The 22,324-nt window shown below is 72.9% G+C and carries 2 protein-coding genes; both read left to right on the top strand.

All coding sequences use genetic code 11. The annotated features are described in order from the left end of the window. The first annotated feature begins 14 nt into the window (after positions 1–14). On the top strand, positions 15–20,273 hold the full coding sequence (locus tag ACZ7LK_RS28075; protein ID WP_471143992.1) for a type I polyketide synthase: 20,259 nt from the start codon (positions 15–17) through the stop codon (positions 20,271–20,273). Positions 20,274–20,420: 147 nt separating this feature from the next. Continuing rightward, a partial coding sequence (locus ACZ7LK_RS28070; RefSeq protein ID WP_471143990.1) for a type I polyketide synthase occupies positions 20,421–22,324 on the top strand: 1,904 nt, incomplete at its 3' end.

Raw genomic sequence — 22,324 nt, 5'->3', positions numbered from 1 at the left:
GTGCGGAGTAAGTGATGACAACCCCCAACGAAAAAGTCGTTGAAGCGCTGCGGGCCTCCCTCAAGGAAACCGAGCGGCTGCGTCGCCGGAACCAGGAGCTCACCGACGCCTCACGCGAACCGATCGCGATCGTCGGCATGAGCTGCCGCTTCCCCGGCGGCGTCCGGTCGCCGGAGGAACTGTGGAGACTCGTCGAGACCGGTGGCGACGCCATCACGGGCTTCCCCGAGAACCGGGGCTGGGACATCGATGCGCTGTACGACCCCGACCCGGACCACGACGGCACCACCTACGCCCGCGACGGCGGGTTCCTGCACGACGCGGCCGACTTCGACCCCGCGTTCTTCGGGATCTCGCCGCGCGAGGCGCTCGCCATGGACCCGCAGCAGCGGCTGCTCCTGGAGACCACCTGGGAGGCCTTCGAACGCGCCGGGATCGACCCGGCCACCCTGCGCGGCAGCCGGGCCGGAGTCTTCGTCGGCGCTTCCGCCAACGCGTACGGGGCCGGCAACCACGACCTCCCCGACGGTGTCGAGGGCCACCTGCTCACCGGAACCGCCTCCAGCGTCGTCTCCGGCCGCCTCGCCTACTTCTTCGGCCTCGAAGGCCCCGCCGCCACCATCGACACCGCCTGCTCGTCCTCCTCCGTCGCCCTGCACATGGCCGTGCAGGCGCTGCGCCAGGGGGAGTGCTCGCTCGCGCTCGCCGGGGGCGTCACCGTCCTCGCCGGCCCCGACGTCTTCGTCGAGTTCAGCCGCCAGCGCGGCCTGTCGCCCGACGGCCGCTGCAAGTCCTTCGCCGAGGCCGCCGACGGCACCGGCTGGTCCGAGGGCGTCGGCGTCCTGCTCGTGGAACGCCTTTCCGACGCCCGCCGTAACGGCCACCAGGTCCTGGCCGTCGTACGCGGCTCCGCCGTCAACCAGGACGGCGCCAGCAACGGGCTCACGGCCCCCAACGGCCCGGCGCAGCAGCGCGTCATCCGCCAGGCCCTGGAGAGCGCCCGGCTGACGCCCGCCGACATCGACGCCGTCGAGGCCCACGGCACGGGCACCACCCTGGGCGACCCGATCGAGGCCCAGGCCCTCCTCGCCACTTACGGCCAGGGACGTGCGGCGGATCAGCCGCCGCTGTGGCTCGGCTCGCTGAAGTCGAACATCGGCCACACCCAGAACGCCGCCGGTGTCGCGGGCATCATCAAGATGGTCATGGCCATACGGCAGGGTGTCCTGCCCCGGACCCTGCACGTCGACGAGCCCACCTCGCACGTCGACTGGTCCGCGGGCGGCGTCTCGCTGCTGACCGAACCGGTGCGGTGGCCGGACACCGGCCGCCCCCGCCGGGCCGGCGTCTCCGCCTTCGGCGTGAGCGGCACCAACGTCCACACGATCATCGAGCAGGCTCCTGTTGTGGAGGAGTCGGTGGAGGTGGCGGGGGCTGTTGTGGCGCCTGTTGCTTCGGTGGCGGTGACGCCGTGGGTGCTGTCGGCGAAGGGCGGGGAGGCGCTGCGTGAGCAGGCCCGTCGTCTGCTCGCTCGTGTCGAGCAGGACTCTGTGTTGCGTCCGGTGGACGTCGGTCTGTCGTTGGCGGTGGGTCGTGCGTCGTTCGAGGACCGGGCGGTGGTGTTCGGGGCCGACCGTGAGGGTCTGCTGGCGGGGCTGACGGCCGTGTCGGAGGGTTCGTCGTCGGCGGGTGTGGTGACCGGTTCGCCGGTGGCGGGCAAGGTGGCGTTCCTGTTCACGGGCCAGGGCAGCCAGCGGCTGGGTATGGGTCGTGAGCTGTATGAGGCGTTCCCGGTGTTCGCGGAGACGCTGGATGCGGTGTGCGCCCACATGGACCTGCCGCTGAAGGACGTGCTGTTCGGCGCGGATGACGAGACGCTGGACCGGACGGAGTTCACCCAGCCGGCGTTGTTCGCGGTCGAGGTGGCGCTGTTCCGGCTCGTCGAGAGCTGGGGCGTGAAGCCCGACTTCGTGGCCGGGCATTCGATCGGTGAGATCGCGGCCGCGCACGTGGCGGGTGTGTTCTCGCTGGAGGACGCGTGTGCGCTGGTGGCTGCGCGTGGCCGGTTGATGCAGGCGCTGCCTGCTGGTGGCGTGATGATCGCGGTGCAGGCGTCGGAGGACGAGGTTCTTCCGCTGCTGACGGACCGGGTGAGCATCGCGGCGATCAACGGTCCGCAGTCCGTGGTCGTCGCGGGCGACGAGGCCGACGCGGTGCTCATCGCCGAGCACTTCGAGGAGCAGGGTCGTAAGACCAAGCGGCTGAGCGTGAGCCACGCGTTCCACTCGCCGCACATGGACGGGATGCTGGACGACTTCCGTACGGTCGCGGAGTCGATCTCGTACGAGGCTCCGCGTATCCCGGTCGTGTCGAACCTGACCGGTGCGGTCGTTGCCGACGGTGAGATGGGTTCGGCGGACTTCTGGGTGCGTCATGTCCGGGACGCGGTGCGGTTCCTGGACGGCGTGCGTGCTCTGGAGGCGGCCGGGGTCACGACGTACCTCGAACTCGGCCCGGACGGGGTCCTGTCGGCCCTGGCCCAGGACTGCCTGACCACCAGTGACGGGGACGCGGTCTTCGTGCCCGCGCTGCGCGGTGGCCGGTCCGAGGCGGAGACCGTCACGGCCGTTCTCGCCCAGGCCCACGTGCGGGGTGTCGCCGTCGACTGGAACGCGTACTTCGCCGGTACGGGCGCCCGGCGCGTCGACCTGCCCACGTACGCCTTCCAGCGACAGCGGTACTGGATCGAGCCGGGCTCCCGCGCCGGTGACGTGACCGCCGCCGGACTGGAGAAGGCCGGGCACCCGCTGCTCGGCGCGATGGTGGCGCTCGCCGACTCGGATGGCCTCCTCCTCACCGCTCGGCTGGGTCTGGACACCCACCCGTGGCTGGCCGACCACGCGATCATGGACACCGTGCTCCTGCCCGGCACCGCCTTCGTCGAGCTCGCGGTGCACGCCGGGGACCAGGTCGGGTGCGACGTCCTGGAGGAACTGACGCTGGAGGCACCGCTGGTGCTTCCGCCGCGCGGTGGCGTGCAGCTCCAGATCCACGTCGGCGCCCCGGACGCGGACGGCACCGGACGCAGGACGTTCACCCTCTCCTCCCGTACGCAGGACGGCGGGGCCGACGAGCCGTGGACGCGGCACGCCGCCGGTGTGCTCGCCCAGGGCGCGGCACGCCCGGACTTCGCGGCGGCCCAGTGGCCCCCGGCGGGCGCCGAGGCCATCCCGACGGAGAGCCTGTACGCGGACCTCGCCGAGGTCGGCATGGGCTACGGACCGGTGTTCCGTGGCCTGACGGCGGCGTGGCGGCTCGGTGAGAGTGTCTACGTCGAGGTCGCCCTCCCCGAGGGGCCCGATGCAACGGCCCGTGACTTCGGGCTGCACCCCGCCCTGCTGGACGCGGCCCTGCACGCGCTGGGTCTCGGCGTGCTGGACGGCGCCGAGGGCGAAGGCCGGCTCCCGTTCGCCTGGAGCGGAGTCTCCTTGCACGCGTCCGGCGCCGAGGCGCTGCGCGTGCACCTCGCGCCGGCGGGCGCGAACGGCGTACGGCTGGAGATCGCGGACACGACCGGTGCTCCGGTCGCGACCGTCGACTCGCTCGTCCTGCGGTCCGTGTCGGCGGAGCAGGTGCGGGCGGCGCGTACCGCGTTCCACGAGTCGGTGTTCCGGGCGGAGTGGACGCCGCTGCCCGCCGGGTCCGACGCCCCGGCCACGCCCCGCCGCTGGGCCGTGCTGGGCGCTGCGGGCGCCGTGGCCCACCTGAGGGACGCCCTGCCGGAGGTCCTGGCCGGCGAGGTCACCGTGCACGCCGACCTCGCCGCGCTGGCGGCGGCCGTCGAGGCCGGTGCGGACGTGCCGGACGTGGTGCTGGCCGGTTACGGCCCGGCCCTCGACGGCACCGGCACCGGCACCGGCGACAGCGATGGTTCGGGCGCCGAGTCCCGCGCCGACGGACCGGCCCTGTCGGCCCGCGCCGTGCACGACGCCACGCACCACGCCCTCGCCCTGACCCGGGCCTGGGTGGACGACGCGCTCTTCGCCGGGGAGCGGTTCGCCGCCACCCGCCTGGTCGTCGTCACCCGGGGCGCGGTCGCGGCGGGCGACGGCGACACGGTCACCGACCCCGTGCACGCGGGCGTATGGGGCCTGCTGCGCTCCGCCCAGTCCGAGTACCCCGACCGGCTGCTGCTGGTCGACACCGACGGGCGCGACGAATCCGCGCGGGCCCTGCCCGCCGTCCTCGACGCCGACGAGCCGCAACTCGCCCTCCGCGACGGCTCCCCGTACGCCCTGCGGCTCGCCCGGGTGCCGGCCGCCGCCGGGGACGACGAGACCCGGACCGTCCGGTACGCGCCCGAGGCGACCGTACTGATCACCGGCGCCGGCGGAATGCTGGGCGGACTGGTCGCCCACCGGCTCGTCGCCGAACACGGCGTACGGCACCTGCTGCTGGTGGGCCGCCGGGGCGGCACCACCCCCGAGGCACAGCGCCTCGGCGCCGAACTGGCCGCGGCGGGCGCCTCGGTGACCTGGGCGGCGTGCGACGTCGCCGACCGCGACGCCCTGGCCGCCGTACTGGAGCGGATACCCGCCGACCACCCGCTCGGCGCGGTCGTCCACACCGCGGGCGTCCTTGACGACGGCGTGCTCACCTCCCTCACCCCCGAGCGGCTCTCCGCCGTGCTGCGCCCCAAGGTCGACGCGGCCTGCAACCTGCACGAGCTGACCCGGCACCTCGACCTCTCCGCGTTCGTCCTCTTCTCCTCCATCGGCGGCGTCTTCGGCGGCCCGGGCCAGGGCAACTACGCCGCCGCGAACGTCTTCCTGGACGCCCTCGCGCAGCACCGCCGCGCCCAGGGCCTCCCCGCGACCTCGATGGCCTGGGCCCTGTGGGCCGACGGCACCGGCATGGCCGGCCGCCTCGACGAGGCCGACCTCAGCCGCATGCGCCGCAACGGGCTGCCCCCGCTCACCACGGCCGAGGGCCTCGACCTCTTCGACCTCGCCCACACGCTCGACGAGGCCGCACCGGTCCTCATGCCCCTCGACCCGACCGCGCTGCGCGCCCAGGCCAGGGCCGGCACGATGTCACCGCTGCTGCGCGGCCTCGTACGCGTCCCCGCCCGGCGTACGGCCGGCGGCGGCGCCGCCGGAGCCGGCGACGAGAGCGGCCTGCGGCAGCGCCTGGCCGGCCTGTCCGCCGCCGAGCAGGACCGCGTCCTGCTCGACCTCGTGCGCAAGCAGGTCGCCACGGCCCTCGGCCACTCCGGCGCGGCCGCCGTCGAACCGGGCCGCTCCTTCAAGGAACTCGGCTTCGACTCGCTGACCGCCGTCGAACTGCGCAATCTCCTCGGCGACGCCACCGGCCGCCGCCTGCCCGCCACCCTGGTGTTCGACTACCCCACCGCGACCGCCCTCGCCGGATACCTCCGTGAGGAACTGATCGGCGACCTCGCGGCCGGATCGGCCGGTGCGACCGCCCCCGCCCTCCCGCGGGGCCGCGCGACCGCCGACGAGGCCGACGACCCCATCGCGATCGTGGCGATGAGCTGCCGCTTCCCGGGCGGCATCACCGGCCCCGAGGACCTGTGGCACCTGCTCAGCACGGGCGGCGACGGCATCACCGGCTTCCCCGCCGACCGCGGCTGGGACCTCGACACCCTCTACAGCGACGACCCCGACCGCGAGGGCACCAGCTACGCCCGCGAAGGCGGGTTCCTGCACGACGTCGCCGAGTTCGACGCCGGGTTCTTCGGCATCTCGCCGCGCGAGGCGCTGGCGATGGACCCGCAGCAGCGGATCCTCCTCGAAACCACCTGGGAGACCTTCGAGCGCGCCGGCATCGACCCGGCGACGCTGCGCGGCAGCCGCACCGGCGTCTTCGTCGGCTCCAACGCCCAGGACTACCTCCAGCTCTGGCTCAACGACTCCGACGGGCTGGAAGGCCACCTCGGCACCGGCAACGCGGCCAGCGTCGTCTCCGGCCGGATCTCCTACACCTTCGGCCTGGAGGGCCCGGCGGTCACCGTCGACACCGCCTGCTCCTCCTCCCTCGTCACCCTCCACCTGGCGGCGCAGGCCCTGCGGCGCGGCGAGTGCTCCATGGCCCTCGCGGGCGCCGTGACCGTCATGTCCACCCCCGGGGCGTTCACCGAGTTCAGCCGCCAGCGCGGGCTCGCCGCCGACGGCCGCATCAAGGCCTTCGCCGCCTCCGCCGACGGCACGAGCTGGTCCGAGGGCGTCGGCATGCTGCTCGTCGAGCGGCTGTCCGACGCGCGTCGCAACGGCCACCCGGTCCTCGCCCTGGTCCGCGGCACCGCCGTGAACCAGGACGGCGCCAGCAACGGGCTCACCGCCCCCAACGGCCCCTCCCAGCAGCGGGTCATCCGGGAAGCACTCGCCGACGCCGGACTGTCGGCCACCGACGTCGACGCCGTCGAAGCACACGGCACCGGCACCACCCTCGGTGACCCCATCGAGGCACAGGCGCTCCTCGCCACGTACGGGCAGGGGCGTACGGACGACCGCCCGCTGTGGCTGGGCTCCGTGAAGTCGAACATCGGCCACACCCAGGCCGTGGCCGGAGCGGCCGGCGTCATCAAGATGGTCATGGCGATGCGCCACGGCGTGCTCCCGCAGACCCTCCACGTCGACGAGCCCACGCCGTACGTCGACTGGTCGGAAGGCGCGGTCTCCCTGCTCACCGAGCCGCTGCCGTGGCCGGAGACCGGCCGCCCGCGCCGGGCCGGGGTCTCCTCGTTCGGCTACAGCGGCACCAACGCGCACGCCATCCTCGAACAGGCACCGCGCCACCCCGCCGACGGGACCCCGGGCGACCCCGTTCCCTCGCGCACCCCCGCGACGCGCACCCTGCCGGTGCTGCCGTGGCTCGTCTCCGGCCGCACCGCCGCCGCCCTCCGGGCCCAGGCGGACCGGCTGGCCACGGCCGCGACCACCGTCCTGACGGCCACCGGTACCTCCGGTGCCCTCGACCTCGGCTACTCGCTGGCCACCACCCGCGCGGCCCTGGAGCACCGGGCGGTGCTTCTCGGTGACGGCTCCGACGTGCGTTCGCTAACGTCCCTGCTGGGTGCCCTCGCCGAGGGCGAGCAGGTCCCGGGCCTGGTGAAGGGCACGGTCGTCGGCGGTGGTCTCGCGTTCCTGTTCACGGGGCAGGGCAGCCAGCGGCTGGGCATGGGTCGTGAGCTGTACGAGGCGTTCCCGGTGTTCGCGGAGGCGCTGGATGCGGTGTGCTCGCACTTGGAGCTGCCGCTGAAGGACGTGCTGTTCGGGTCGGACGCGGCTGCTGTCGACCGTACGGAGTTCGCGCAGCCCGCGCTGTTCGCGGTCGAGGTGGCGCTGTTCCGGCTGCTGGAGAGCTGGGGCGTACGTCCGGACTTCCTGGCGGGTCATTCGATCGGTGAGATCGCGGCCGCGCATGTGGCCGGGGTGTTCTCGCTGGAGGACGCGTGCAGGCTGGTGGCGGCTCGTGGGCGGTTGATGCAGGCGCTGCCTGGTGGTGGCGTGATGATCGCGGTGCAGGCGTCGGAGGACGAGGTTCTTCCGCTGCTGACGGACCGGGTGAGCATCGCGGCGATCAACGGTCCGCAGTCCGTGGTCGTCGCGGGCGACGAGGCCGACGCGGTGCTCATCGCCGAGCACTTCGAGGAGCAGGGTCGTAAGACCAAGCGGCTGAGCGTGAGCCATGCGTTCCACTCGCCGCACATGGACGGCATGCTGGACGACTTCCGTACGGTCGCGGAGTCGATCTCGTACGAGGCTCCGCGTATCCCGGTCGTGTCGAACCTGACCGGTGCGGTCGTCTCCGACGACGAGATGGCGTCCCCCGAGTTCTGGGTACGGCACGTCCGCGAGGCCGTGCGCTTCCTGGACGGTGTCCGGGCGCTGGAGGACGCGGGCGTCACGACCTACGTGGAGCTCGGTCCGGGCGGTGTCCTCTCCGCGATGGCGCAGGAATGCGTGACGGGGGACGTCTCGGCGTTCCTTCCCGCCCTGCGGAACGGTCGCCCCGAGGCCGAGACGGTGGTCACCGCACTGGCTCAGGCCCATGTGCGGGGCGTCGAGGTCGACTGGTCCGCCTTCTTCGCCGGTACGGGCGCCCAGCGGGTCGATCTGCCGACGTACGCGTTCCAGAGGCAGCGGTTCTGGCCGGAGGCGTCGTCGGGGGGCGTTGTGCCGGTTGCCGGGGGCGTCGATGCGGTGGACGCCGGGTTCTGGGAGGCCGTCGAGCGCGAGGATCTCGCGTCGCTGGTCACGGAGCTGGACGTGGACGAGACGGCGCTGGGTGAGGTCATGCCGGCGTTGTCGGCGTGGCGTCGGCAGCGGCGGGTGCGGTCGGAGGTTGATGGCTGGCGTTACCGGGTGACGTGGAAGCCGGTCGCCGATGCGTCGTCGGGTGCGCGGCTGTCCGGGTCGTGGCTGGTCGTGGTGCCTGCCGGTGCCGAGGACCACGCTGTGGTGCGTGGTCTGTCCGGGCGGGGCGCCGAGGTCCGGTGCGTCAGCGTTGAGGCTGGTGCGGATCGTGGTGCGGTGGCGGAGCTGCTGGCTGGGGTGGGTTCTCCGGTTGGTGTGGTGTCGCTGTTGGCGTTGGACGAGGCTGTTGGGCTTGTTGCGACGGTTGGTCTGGTGCAGGCGCTGGGTGATGCCGGTGTCGATGCTCCGTTGTGGTGTGTGACGCGTGGTGCGGTGTCGGTGGGTCGTTCGGACCGGCTGGCGTCGGTGGCGCAGGCGCAGGTGTGGGGTCTGGGGCGGGTTGCCGCGCTGGAGGTTCCGCAGCGTTGGGGCGGGCTGGTTGACCTGCCGGAGGTGCTGGACGAGCGGGCTCTTTCCCGTTTCGTGGGTGTTCTGGCGGCTGCTGGTTCTGGTGAGGACCAGGTGGCGGTGCGGTCTTCGGGTGTCTTCGGGCGTCGGTTGGTGCGTGCGGCCGGTGCGGGGGGCACGGACTGGGTGCCGAGTGGCACGGTTCTGGTGACCGGTGGCACGGGTGCGCTGGGTGGCCGGGTCGCGCGGTGGCTCGCGGAGTCGGGCGCGCAGCGGCTGGTGTTGTCCAGCCGTCGCGGCCTGGACGCACCGGGCGCTGCTGAGCTGGTGGACGAGTTGTCGGCGTACGGTGTCGAGGTTTCGGTGGTGGCGTGTGACGCTGCCGATCGGGAGGCGCTGCGGGCGCTGCTCGCTGCCGAGGCGGAGTCGCTGACCGCTGTCATCCACACCGCCGGTGTGCTTGATGACGGTGTTCTTGACGCGTTGACGCCGGAGCGTTTCGCGTACGTCTTGCGTCCCAAGGTCGACGCGGCGCGCAACCTGCACGAGCTGACGGTCGCGCTGGGTATCGACCTGTCCGCGTTCGTGCTGTTCTCGTCCATGAGCGGCACCATCGGCGCAGCGGGGCAGGGCAACTACGCGGCTGCGAACGCCTATCTGGACGCGCTGGCCGAGCAGCGTCGTGCCGACGGTCTCGCCGCTACGTCTCTTGCGTGGGGTCCGTGGGCCGAGGGCGGCATGGCCGCCGACGCGGAGCTCGACGCCCGGATGCGGCGGGGCGGTGTTCCGCCGATGGATGCCGATCTGGCGATCTCGGCGTTCGGCCGGGCGGCCGGTTCCGGTGACGCGGCGCTGACGATCATGGACGTCGACTGGTCCCGGTTCGCCCCCAGCTTCACCGCCGTACGGGCCGGCCGACTCCTCGCCGACCTGCCCGAGGCGGCAGCGGTCGTCGGCGCTGCCGAGGAGGACGTTCGCCCGGCGTCCGCCGGATCGTCGCTCGCGCAGCGGCTCCGGTCGATGACCGAAGAGGACCGCGAGCCGTTCCTGCTGGAGCTCGTGCGCGCCCAGGTCGCCGAGGTGCTCGGGCACTCCGGTGCCAGGGACATCGAGACGGGGCGGGCGTTCCGCGAGATCGGCTTCGACTCGCTGACCGCCGTCGAGCTGCGCAACCGGCTCGGCGCCGCCACCGAACTGCGGCTGCCGGCCACGCTCGTCTACGACTACCCGACGCCCCTCGCGCTCGCCGCTCACCTCCGTACCGAACTGCTCGGCGCGGAGATCGTGGCGGCCGGGCCGACGATCACGGCGGTCGATGACGATCCCATCGCGATCGTGGCGATGAGCTGCCGCTTCCCGGGCGGGGTTCGTACTCCCGAGGACCTGTGGCGGCTGCTCGCCTCGGGCGGTGACGCCATCTCCGACCTGCCGCTGGACCGGGGCTGGGACGTCGAGACGCTGTACGACGCGGACCCCGACGCGCAGGGCACCTCGTACGCGCGAGCCGGCGGGTTCCTGTACGACGCCGCCGACTTCGACGCCGACTTCTTCGGGATCTCGCCGCGCGAGGCGCTGGCGATGGACCCGCAGCAGCGGCTGCTCCTGGAAACCTCCTGGGAGGCCTTCGAGCGGGCGGGCATCGACCCGGAGACGCTTCGGGGCAGCCAGGCCGGTGTCTTCGTCGGCACCAACGGCCAGGACTACCTGTCCGTACTGCTCGAGGAGCCCGAAGGCCTTGAGGGCCACCTGGGCACCGGCAATGCGGCCAGCGTCGTCTCCGGACGTCTCTCCTACGTGTTCGGCCTGGAGGGTCCGGCGGTCACCGTCGACACCGCGTGCTCGTCGTCGCTGGTCGCCCTGCACTGGGCCATCCAGGCGCTGCGCAACGGCGAGTGCTCGCTCGCCCTGGCCGGTGGCGTGACCGTGATGTCCACGCCGGGTACGTTCATCGAGTTCAGCCGCCAGCGGGGGCTCGCGGCGGACGGCCGCATCAAGGCGTTCGCCGCCGGCGCCGACGGTACGGGCTGGGGCGAGGGCGTCGGCATGCTGCTCGTCGAGCGGCTGTCCGACGCGCAGCGCAACGGGCACCCGGTGCTGGCGGTCGTACGCGGTTCGGCGGTCAACCAGGACGGTGCCAGCAACGGTCTGACCGCTCCCAACGGCCCCTCCCAGCAGCGCGTCATCCGTGCCGCCCTCGCGAGCGCCGGTCTGTCGGCGGCCGATGTGGACGCCGTGGAAGCGCACGGTACGGGCACGACGCTGGGCGACCCGATCGAGGCGCAGGCGCTGCTGGCCACCTACGGCCAGGACCGGCCGGAGGACCGGCCGCTGTGGCTCGGCTCCATCAAGTCGAACATCGGCCACACCCAGGCCGCCGCCGGTGTCGCCGGCGTCATCAAGATGGTGCTGGCGATGCAGAACGGCCTGCTCCCGCAGAGCCTGCACATCGACGCCCCGTCCCCCCAGGTCGACTGGGAAGCCGGGGACATCGCCCTGCTGACCGAGCCGAAGGAGTGGCCGGAGACCGGCCGCCCGCGTCGGGCGGGCATCTCTTCGTTCGGCTTCAGCGGCACGAACGCCCACACCATCATCGAGCAGGCCCCGGCCCCGGTGCGGGGGGAGACGGACCCGGCCGGCGACACGGCTCCGGAACCGGCCTTCCTCCCGCTGGTGCTCTCGGCCAAGAACGACGACGCGCTGCGTGGCCAGGCGGACAACCTCCGCGCGCGGCTCGTCGCCGCTCCCGAACTGGGCCTGGCCGACGTCGGTCGCACGCTGACCACCGGCCGCTCCTCGTTCGAGCGCCGGGCGGCGGTGGTGGCCGGTGACCGTGAGGGCCTGCTGGCAGGTCTCGCGGCCCTGACGGAAGGCGCTGCGTCGGCGGGTGTGGTGACCGGTTCGCCGGTGGCGGGCAAGGTGGCGTTCCTGTTCACGGGGCAGGGCAGCCAGCGGTTGGGCATGGGTCGTGAGCTGTACGAGGCTTTCCCGATGTTCGCGGAGACGCTGGACGCGGTCTGCTCGCACTTGGAGCTGCCGCTGAAGGACGTGCTGTTCGGCACGGACGGCGAGACGCTCGACCGTACGGAGTTCACCCAGCCCACGTTGTTCGCGGTGGAGGTGGCGCTGTTCCGGCTGGTGGAGTCGTGGGGCGTGAAGCCCGACTTTGTGGCCGGGCATTCGATCGGTGAGATCGCGGCCGCGCACGTGGCGGGTGTGTTCTCGCTGGAGGACGCGTGCACGCTCGTTGCCGCGCGTGGCCGGTTGATGCAGGCGCTGCCTGCTGGTGGCGTGATGATCGCGGTCCAGGCGTCGGAGGACGAGGTCCTGCCGCTGCTGACGGACCGGGTGAGCATCGCGGCGATCAACGGGCCGCAGTCGGTCGTCATCGCGGGTGACGAGGACGCGGCCGTCGCTATCGCCGAGCACTTCGAGAAGCTGGGTCGTAAGACCAAGCGGCTGAGCGTGAGCCACGCGTTCCACTCGCCGCACATGGACGGGATGCTGGACGACTTCCGTACCGTCGCGGAGTCGATCTCGTACGAGACCCCCCGGATCCCCGTCGTGTCGAACCTGACCGGTGCGGTCGTCTCCGACGACGAGATGGCGTCCCCCGACTTCTGGGTACGGCATGTCCGGGACGCGGTCCGGTTCCTGGACGGGATTCGTGCCCTGGAGGCCGCCGGGGTCACCACATACCTCGAACTCGGGCCGGACGGTGTGCTCTCCGCGATGGCGCAGGAATGCGCGACGGAGGCCGCGTCGGCGTTCGTCCCCTTCGTACGGCGCGGACGTCATGAGGTCGAGACGGCCATGACGGCCCTCGCTCAGCTACACGTCCGTGGCACGGCCGTCGACTGGGAGGCGCTCTACGGCGCCGGCGGTCGGCGGGTCGATCTGCCGACGTACGCGTTCCAGCGGCAGCGGTTCTGGCCGGAGGCGTCGTCGGTGGGCGTTGTGCCGGTTGCCGGGGGCGTCGATGCGGTGGACGCCGGGTTCTGGGAGGCCGTGGAGCGCGAGGATCTCGCGTCGCTGGTCACGGAGCTGGACGTGGACGAGACGGCGCTGGGTGAGGTCATGCCGGCCCTGTCGGCGTGGCGTCGGCAGCGGCGGGTGCGGTCGGAGGTTGATGGCTGGCGTTACCGGGTCTCGTGGAACCCGCTGGCGGATGTGTCGTCGGGTGCGCGGTTGTCCGGGTTGTGGCTGGTCGTGGTGCCTGCCGGTGCCGAGGACCATGCTGTGGTGCGTGGTCTGGCCGAGCGGGGCGCCGATGTGCAGCTCGTCCGCGTCGAGGCTGAGGTTGATCGGGCCGGGCTGGCGGAGTTGCTGGTGGACGCGGGTGCGTGTGCCGGTGTGGTGTCGCTGTTGGCGTTGGACGAGGCTGCCGGGCTTGTTGCGACGGTCGGTCTGGTGCAGGCGCTGGGTGATGCCGGTGTCGATGCTCCGCTGTGGTGTGTGACGCGTGGTGCGGTGTCGGTGGGTCGTTCGGACCGGCTGGTGTCTGCGGTGCAGGCGCAGGTGTGGGGTCTGGGGCGGGTTGCCGCGCTGGAGGTTCCGCAGCGTTGGGGCGGGCTGGTTGACCTGCCGGAGGTGCTGGACGAGCGGGCTCTTTCCCGTTTCGTGGGTGTTCTGGCGGCTGCTGGTTCTGGTGAGGACCAGGTGGCGGTGCGGTCTTCGGGTGTCTTCGGGCGTCGGTTGGTGCGTGCGGCCGGTGCGGAGGGCACGGACTGGGTGCCGAGTGGCACGGTTCTGGTGACCGGTGGCACGGGTGCGCTGGGTGGCCGGGTGGCCCGCTGGCTGGCGGAGTCGGGCGCTGAGCGGCTGGTGTTGTCCAGCCGTCGCGGCCTGGATGCTCCGGGTGCTGCTGACCTGGTGGACGAGTTGTCGGCTCTGGGCGTGGATGTTTCGGTGGTGGCGTGTGATGCTGCCGATCGGGAGGCGCTGCGGGCGCTGCTTGCTGCCGAGGCGGAGTCGCTGACCGCTGTCATCCACACGGCCGGTGTTCTGGACGATGGTGTGCTGGATGCTCTGACGCCGGAGCGTGTGGATGGTGTTCTGCGGGCGAAGGCGGTGTCCGCACGGAACCTGCACGAGCTGACGGTCGAGCTGGGTATCGACCTGTCCGCGTTCGTGCTGTTCTCGTCCATGAGCGGCACCATCGGCACGGCCGGGCAGGGCAACTACGCGGCTGCGAACGCCTATCTGGACGCGCTGGCCGAGCAGCGTCGTGCCGACGGTCTCGCCGCTACGTCTCTTGCGTGGGGTCCGTGGGCCGAGGGCGGTATGGCCGCCGACGCGGAGCTCGACGCCCGGATGCGGCGGGGCGGTGTTCCGCCGATGGATGCCGATCTGGCGATCTCGGCGTTCGGCCGGGCGGCCGGTTCCGGTGACGCGGCGCTGACGATCATGGACGTCGACTGGTCCCGGTTCACCCCGGGCTTCACCGCCGTACGGGCATGCCGACTCTTCACCGACCTGCCCGAGGCGAGCCACGCTCTGGCGCAGCGGGATGACACCGCTGGTCGGGACGGCGGCGAGGGCGGCGCACGCGCCCGGCACTCGCTGGGCCGCCGGCTCGCCGAGCTGTCCGCCGCCGAGCAGGAGCGCATGCTGCTCGACCTCGTACGCAAGGAGGTGGCCGCGGTACTCGGCCACGCGGGCGTGGAGCGCGTCGGCGCGGGGCGGGCGTTCAAGGAGCTGGGCTTCGATTCGCTGACCGCCGTCGAGCTGCGCAACCGGCTCGGGGCGGCCACCGAGCTGACGCTCCCGGCCACGCTCGTCTACGACTACCCCACCTCCGCCGCCCTCGCGGACTACCTGCGGGGCGAGCTGCTCGGCACCGGGACCGTGGTGACCGGACCGGTGACGCGGGCCGTGACCGACGACGACCCGATCGCGATCGTGGCCATGAGCTGCCGCTTCCCCGGCGGGGTCCGTACCCCCGAGGACCTGTGGCAGTTGCTGGCCACCGGCGGCGACGCCATCGGCGAGTTCCCGGCCGACCGTGGCTGGGACGCGGAGTCGCTGTTCGGCCCGCAGTCCGCCGAGGACACCCCGTACGCCCGAGAAGGCGGGTTCCTCTACGACGTGGCGGACTTCGACCCGGCGTTCTTCGGGATCTCGCCGCGCGAGGCGCTGGCGATGGACCCGCAGCAGCGGTTGCTGCTGGAGACGTCGTGGGAGGCGTTCGAGCGGGCGGGTATCGACCCGTCGTCGCTGCGGGGCAGCCAGGCCGGTGTCTTCGTCGGCACCAACGGCCAGGACTACCTCTCCCTCGTGCTGAACTCCGCCGACGGTGGCGACGGCTTCATGAGCACCGGCAATTCCGCGAGCGTGGTCTCCGGCCGGCTCTCGTACGTGTTCGGCATGGAGGGTCCGGCGGTCACGGTGGACACGGCGTGCTCCGCGTCCCTCGTGGCGCTGCACCTCGCGGTGCAGGCGCTCCGGAACGGGGAGTGCTCGCTGGCACTGGCCGGTGGCGTGACCGTGATGTCCACGCCAGGTGCCTTCGTCGAGTTCAGTCGCCAGCGGGGTCTTGCGGCGGACGGCCGTATCAAGGCGTTCGCCGCCGGCGCCGACGGTACGGGCTGGGGTGAGGGCGTCGGCATGCTGCTCGTGGAGCGGCTGTCGGACGCCCGCAAGAACGGGCACCCGGTGCTGGCCGTGGTCCGTGGCTCGGCGGTCAACCAGGACGGTGCCAGCAATGGCCTCACCGCCCCCAACGGCCCCTCGCAGCAGCGCGTGATTCGCGCCGCCCTGGCGAGCGCGGGCCTGTCGGCCGCCGATGTCGACGCCGTCGAGGCGCACGGCACCGGCACCAGGCTCGGTGACCCGATCGAGGCGCAGGCGCTGCTGGCCACCTACGGTCAGGACCGGCCGGAGGGCCGGCCGCTGCTGCTGGGCTCCGTGAAGTCGAACATCGGGCACACCCAGGCCGCCGCCGGTGTCGCGGGCTTGATGAAGATGGTGCTGGCGATGCGGCACGGAGTGCTCCCGCAGACGCTGCACGTGGACGAGCCGACCCCGCACGTCGACTGGACGGCCGGGGACATCGCCCTGCTGACCGAGCGGACGGCCTGGCCGGAGACCGGCCGCCCCCGCCGCGCGGGCGTCTCGTCCTTCGGCGTGAGCGGCACCAACGCCCACACCATCCTGGAGGAGGCACCGCCGCTCCCGGCCCCGGCCGAGCCCACGACCGACCGGCCCGAGAACAGCCCGGCCACCGTCGCGTGGGTCCTCTCGGGCAGGACCGAAGGGGCCCTCCGCGACCAGGCGGAGCGCCTCCGCGCCCATCTCGACACCCACGGCGGCCTGCGCCCGGTGGACGTCGGTCACTCGCTCGCGACCGGCAGGGCGGCACTCGACCACCGTGCCGTGCTGGTCGCGGAGGACCACGACGAGTTCCGCCAGGCGCTGACCGCGCTGGCGACGGGTGGGTCCGCCACCCGGCTCGTATGGGGCGTCGCCGGCCCGGACCAGCAGACGGCCTTCCTGTTCACGGGGCAGGGCAGCCAGCGGCTGGGCATGGGCCGTGAGTTGTACGAGGCCTACCCGGTGTTCGCCGACGCAATGGACGCGATCGGCGCCCACATGGACCTGCCGCTGAAGGATGTGCTGTTCGGGGCCGATGGTGAGGCGCTGGACCGGACGGAGTTCACGCAGCCGGCGCTGTTCGCGGTCGAGGTGGCGCTGTTCCGGCTGCTGGAGAGCTGGGGCGTGAAGCCGGACTTCCTGGCCGGGCATTCGATCGGCGAGATCGCCGCCGCCCATGTGGCCGGGGTCCTGTCCCTGGAGGACGCCTGCACGCTGGTGGCAGCACGCGGACGTCTGATGCAGGCGCTGCCTGGTGGTGGCGTGATGATCGCGGTGCAGGCGTCGGAGGACGAGGTTCTTCCGCTGCTCAGCGACCGGGTGAGCATCGCGGCGATCAACGGTCCGCAGTCGGTCGTGGTCGCGGGTGATGAGGTCGACGCGGTGTCCATCGCCGGACGTTTCGAGGAGTTGGGTCGTAAGACCAAGCGACTGACGGTGAGTCACGCGTTCCACTCGCCGCACATGGACGGCATGCTCGCCGACTTCCGCAAGGTCGCCGAGAGCCTGTCGTACGCGTCCCCGCGCATTCCGGTCGTGTCGAACCTGACCGGTGCGCTGGTCACGGACGAGATGGGTTCGGCGGACTTCTGGGTACGTCATGTCCGCGAGGCCGTGCGGTTCCTGGACGGCGTCCGCGCGCTGGAGGCCGCCGGGGTCACCACGTACCTCGAACTCGGCCCTGACGGGGTCCTGTCGGCGCTCGCCCAGGACTGCCTGACCGGTGACACCGACACGGCCGTCTTCGCGCCCGCCCTCCGCTCCGGCCGACCGGAGACGGAAACGATCGCCACCGCTCTCGCCCAGGCCTACGTCCGGGGCGTGACGGTCGACTGGGGCGCGTACTTCGCCGGTACCGGCGCCCGGCGGGTCGACCTGCCGACGTACGCCTTCCAGCGTGAGCGGTACTGGATCGACTCCTTCGCCGAGTTCGACGACGTCACCTCGGTCGGCATCGGTGCCGCCGGGCACCCGCTGCTGGGTGCCGCGGTGGAGCTGCCGGACTCGGACGGGTTCCTGTTCACCGGGCGGCTCTCCCTCCGCACGCACCCGTGGCTCGCCGATCACGCGGTGGCCGACACCGTCGTGCTGCCCGGCGCCGCCTTCGTCGAGCTGGCCGTCCGCGCCGGTGACGAGGTCGGGTGCGAGGTCGTGGAGGAGCTGACGCTGGAGGCACCGCTCGTGCTCCCCGAGTCGGGTGCCGTGCAGCTCCGCGTCACCGTCGGCGCGGCGGACGACCGAGGGCGCCGTCCGGTCCAGGTGCACGGCCGCGCGGAGACGGCCGGTTCGGCCGGGCTCACGGGCGGGGCCTGGCTCCGTCACGCGACCGGGCACCTCACCACCGACACCGACACCGACACCGACACCGCCACAAACACCGGCACTGCCACCGCCGCAGTCACCGACGCCGGCCAGTGGCCGCCCGCCGGTGCCGAGCGGGTCCCGGTCGACGCGGTGCTCGACCGCCTGACGGCCGCCGGGCTTCACCACGGGCCCGCGTTCCGGACGCTGGCCGAGGTGTGGTCGCGCGGCGAGGAGGTGTTCGTCGAGGCCCGGCTCTCCGACGACGTACGGTCGTCGGCGGCCCGGTTCGCCCTGCACCCGGCCCTGCTCGACGCCGCGTCACAGGCGCTGGCGGCCGGCCCGGGCGGTACGGGTGATACGGCTGGTACGGGCAGGACCCCGCTCGTCTGGCGCGGGGTGCGGCTGTACGCGGTCGGGGCCGACGCGCTGCGTCTGCGGATCACTCCGTCCGGGAAGGACACCGTGTCCGTCGCGGTGGCCGACGAGCGGGGCGCGCCCGTCGCGTCCGTCGAGTCGCTGGTGACGGGGGAGGTCGACGCCGCACGGTTCACCGTCCTCCCGGACGGCGGCCACGAGTCGCTGTTCCGCCTCGACTGGGTGCGGACCACGGCTCCGGCACGGCCGACCGCCGCTCCTTCGCTTTCCGCTTCCGCCGCGGTGGTCGTCGGTGACGCCGGGGGCTCCCTCGCCGAGGTGCTGAAGGCGACCGGTCTCACCGTCGAGGCGTACGACGACCTGGACGCCCTCGACACGGCCCTCGCCGCCGGGCGGGCGGTGCCGGAAACGGTGTACGTCCCGTTCTTCGCGGCCACGTCCCCGGCGGCGGAGGTGTCCGCGGGCCTCGCGGACGAGGTGCGCACGGCGACGCACCGCGCGCTGGCGACGGTGCAGGGCTGGCTCGACAACGGCCGGTTCACCGACGCGCGGCTGGCCGTCGTCACCCGGGGCGCCGTGGCCACGGGCACGGAAGCGGACCCGGAAGCCGGTGACCTCGCGCACGCCCCGGTGTGGGGCCTGGTGCGCGCGGCGCAGACCGAGAACCCGGGCCGGTTCGTCCTCGTCGACCTCGACGGTGACGACGCCTCCGTCCGGGCGCTGCCCACGGCGGTCGCCTCGGACGAGCCCGAACTGGCCGTGCGCGCCGGGGCGGTCCACGCGCCCCGCCTGGCCCGGGTGGCCGCCGGGGCCGCCCCGGGTGACGGCGGCCGCCGGATCGACCCCCAGGGCACGGTCCTGGTCACCGGGGCGAGCGGTGGGCTCGCCGGGCTCTTCGCCCGTCACCTGGTCGCCGAGCACGGCGTACGGCACCTGCTGCTCACCAGCCGCCGTGGTGCCGAGGCCGAAGGCGCCGCGGAGCTCACGGCCGCCCTCACCGGGGCGGGCGCGGACGTCACCTGGGCGGCGTGCGACGTGGCCGACCGTGACGCGCTCGCCGCGCTGCTGGGCTCCGTACCCGCCGAGCACCCGCTGACGGCGGTCGTGCACACCGCGGCCGTCCTCGACGACGGAGTCGTGGACCTGCTCACGCCCGAGCGGGTGGACCGGGTGCTGCGCCCCAAGGCGGAAGCCGCGCTCCACCTGCACGAACTGACCCGCGACCTCGACCTGTCGGCGTTCGTGCTGTTCTCCGCGGCCGCCGGCACGCTCGGCGGCGCCGGGCAGGCCAACTACGCGGCGGCCAACGTCTTCCTCGACGCCCTCGCCCGCCACCGCAGGGCCCGCGGGCTGACCGCCCTGTCCCTGGTCTGGGGCATGTGGGCCGAGGAGCGCGGCATGGCCGGCCGGCTCACCGGCGCCGAGCGGAGCAGGGCCGCGCGCGGCGGGGTCACGCCGCTGTCGGCGGCGGAGGGACTGGCACTGTTCGACGCGGCCCTCGCGGCGGACGAACCCGTCCTCGTACCGGTCGGGATCGACCTGCCGACCGTACGGGCCCGTGCCGCCGACGGCGAGGTCCTGCCGATGTTCCGCGGTCTGGTACGCACCCCGGTCCGCAGGTCCGCCCGCGGCACGGACCGCCCGGCGGAGACCGGGGCCGCGGACGGCGCCGGTGAGCGGACGGTGGCCCAGCGGCTCGCCGAACTGCCGCCCGCCGAGCGGGAGCGCACCGTACTGGACCTGGTGCGCGGCCACGTGGCCGCCGTACTCGGATACAGGTCGGCCGAACTCGTCGGAGAGGCCCAGGCGTTCAAGGAGCTGGGCTTCGACTCCCTCACCGCGGTCGAGCTGCGCAACCGGCTCAACGCCGCGACCGGTCTGCGACTGGCGGCCACGCTGGTCTACGACCACCCGACCCCGGCCGCCCTGGCCCGGCACCTGCTGGGCGAGGTGGCACCGGACACGGCGGAGCGCAAGCTCTCCGTACTGGAGGAACTCGACCGGCTGGAGAGCACCTTCTCCTCGCTGGCCCCCGAGGAACTGTCGGCGGCGGCCGGCGACGAGGCCGCGCACGCGCGGGTCGCGGTACGCCTCCAGACCCTGCTGGCCCAGTGGAACGCCGCCCGCCAGGCGGAGGACGAGACGGGAGCCAGCGAGATCGAAGAGGCGAGTGACGACGAGCTGTTCGCCCTCATCGACAAGAAGTTCGGCCAGGGCTGACCCCGGCCCCCGGGACGTACCGCCGGCATTCCCCGGCGGTACGTCCCACCCCCGGCCCGGGAAACGCCCCACCGCAAGAAATCCCAGAACTTTCCGAGTGCGTGCGAACACCTCCACGACTCGACCATGCGAATAGGTGAAGAGCCAGTGGCGAACGAAGCGAAGCTCCGCGAATACCTCAAGAAAGTCACCACGGACCTCGACGAGGCGTACGGACGTCTGCGGGAGATCGAGAGCCAGGCCCACGAGCCGATAGCCATCACGGCCATGAGTTGCCGCTTCCCGGGCGGTGTACGGTCCCCCGAGGCGCTGTGGGAATTGCTGAGCCGTGACGGCGACGCGCTCACCGCGTTCCCCACGGACCGCGGCTGGGACCTCGACAACCTGTTCTCGGACGACCCCGACGACCACGGCACGTCCGTGACGCGCGAAGGCGGCTTCCTCGCCGACGCGTCCGCCTTCGACGCGGCCTTCTTCGGGATCTCGCCCCGGGAGGCCATGGCGATGGACCCGCAGCAGCGCCTGCTGCTGGAAACCTCCTGGGAGGCGTTCGAGCGTGCGGGCATCGACCCGGGGACGCTGCGGGGCAGCCGGTCCGGGGTGTTCGTCGGCATCAACGGCTCCGACTACCTCACCCCGCTCCTGGAGGCGGCCGAGGACTACGCGGGGCACCTGGGCACCGGCAACGCCTCCAGCGTGATGTCCGGCCGGCTGTCGTACACCTTCGGTCTCGAAGGCCCGGCGGTCACCGTCGACACCGCCTGCTCCGCCTCGCTGGTCGCCCTCCACCTGGCCGTCCAGGCGCTGCGCAACGGTGAGTGCACGCTCGCCGTCGCGGGCGGTGTGCACGTGATGTCCACCCCGGGGCTGTTCGTCGAGTTCAGCAAGCAGCGCGGGCTCGCCACCGACGGCCGCTGCAAGGCGTTCGCGGCCGCCGCCGACGGGTTCGGCCCGGCGGAAGGCGTCGGCGTCCTGCTGCTGGAGAGGCTCTCCGACGCCCGCAAGAACGGGCACCCGGTGCTGGCGGTCGTGCGCGGTTCGGCGGTCAACCAGGACGGCGCGAGCAACGGCCTGACCGCCCCGAACGGCCCGTCCCAGCAGCGCGTCATCCGCCAGGCCCTGGCCAACGCCCGGCTCTCGGCCGACCAGGTCGACGCCGTGGAGGCCCACGGCACCGGCACCAGCCTCGGCGACCCCATCGAGGCCCAGGCGCTGATCGCCACGTACGGCCAGGACCGGCCGGCCGACCGGCCGCTGCTGCTCGGCTCGGTCAAGTCGAACATCGGCCACACGCAGGCCGCGGCGGGCGTGGCGGGCGTCATCAAGATGGTCCTCGCGATGCAGCACGGCGTACTGCCCCGAAGCCTGCACATCGACGAGCCGTCCCCGCACATCGACTGGGAGTCCGGCACGGTGTCGCTGCTCACCGAGCCGACCGCGTGGCCCGAGACCACGCATCCGCGCCGTGCGGGTGTGTCGTCGTTCGGGTTCAGCGGGACGAACGCGCATGTGATCGTGGAGCAGGCGCCGGAGGTTTCCCCGGTCGAGGGTGATGCCGGTGGTGCTGCCGCTGGTGGCGGTGGTGGGCTTGCGGTGGTGCCGTGGGTGTTGTCGGGCAAGAGTGCGGGGGCGTTGCGGGCGCAGGCGGAGCGGTTGTCGGGTTGGCTCGCGGGTGCGCCGGGTGCCGGTGTGGTGGATGTGGGCTGGTCGTTGGCGTCGTCGCGGGCGGCTTTGGAGCACCGGGCGGTGGTCCTGGCCGATCATGTGGCGGGTGTGGAGGCGGTGGCGTCGGGGGCGATGGCCGCGAACGTGGTGACGGGTTCGGTCGTCGCGAGCAAGACGGCGTTCTTGTTCCCGGGGCAGGGCTCGCAGTGGGTGGGCATGGCGGAGGAACTGCTTACCTCCTCGCCGGAGTTCGCCGCCCGGATCGAGGCGTGTGCGAAGGCGCTGGAGCCGTTCACGGACTGGTCGCTCGTCGATGTGTTGCGGGGGGTGGAGGGCGCGCCGTCGCTGGAGCGGGTGGATGTGGTGCAGCCGGCTCTGTTCGCGGT

It is taken from the genome of Streptomyces sp. NPDC039423 (genome assembly GCF_055598725.1).
This window is presented reverse-complemented; position numbering and strand designations above follow the sequence as displayed.

What these genes read in the sequence shown, in the direction of transcription:
- ACZ7LK_RS28075 (WP_471143992.1), top strand. Translation starts at nt 15, where the DNA reads ATGACAACCCCCAACGAAAAAGTCGTTGAAGCGCTGCGGGCCTCCCTC.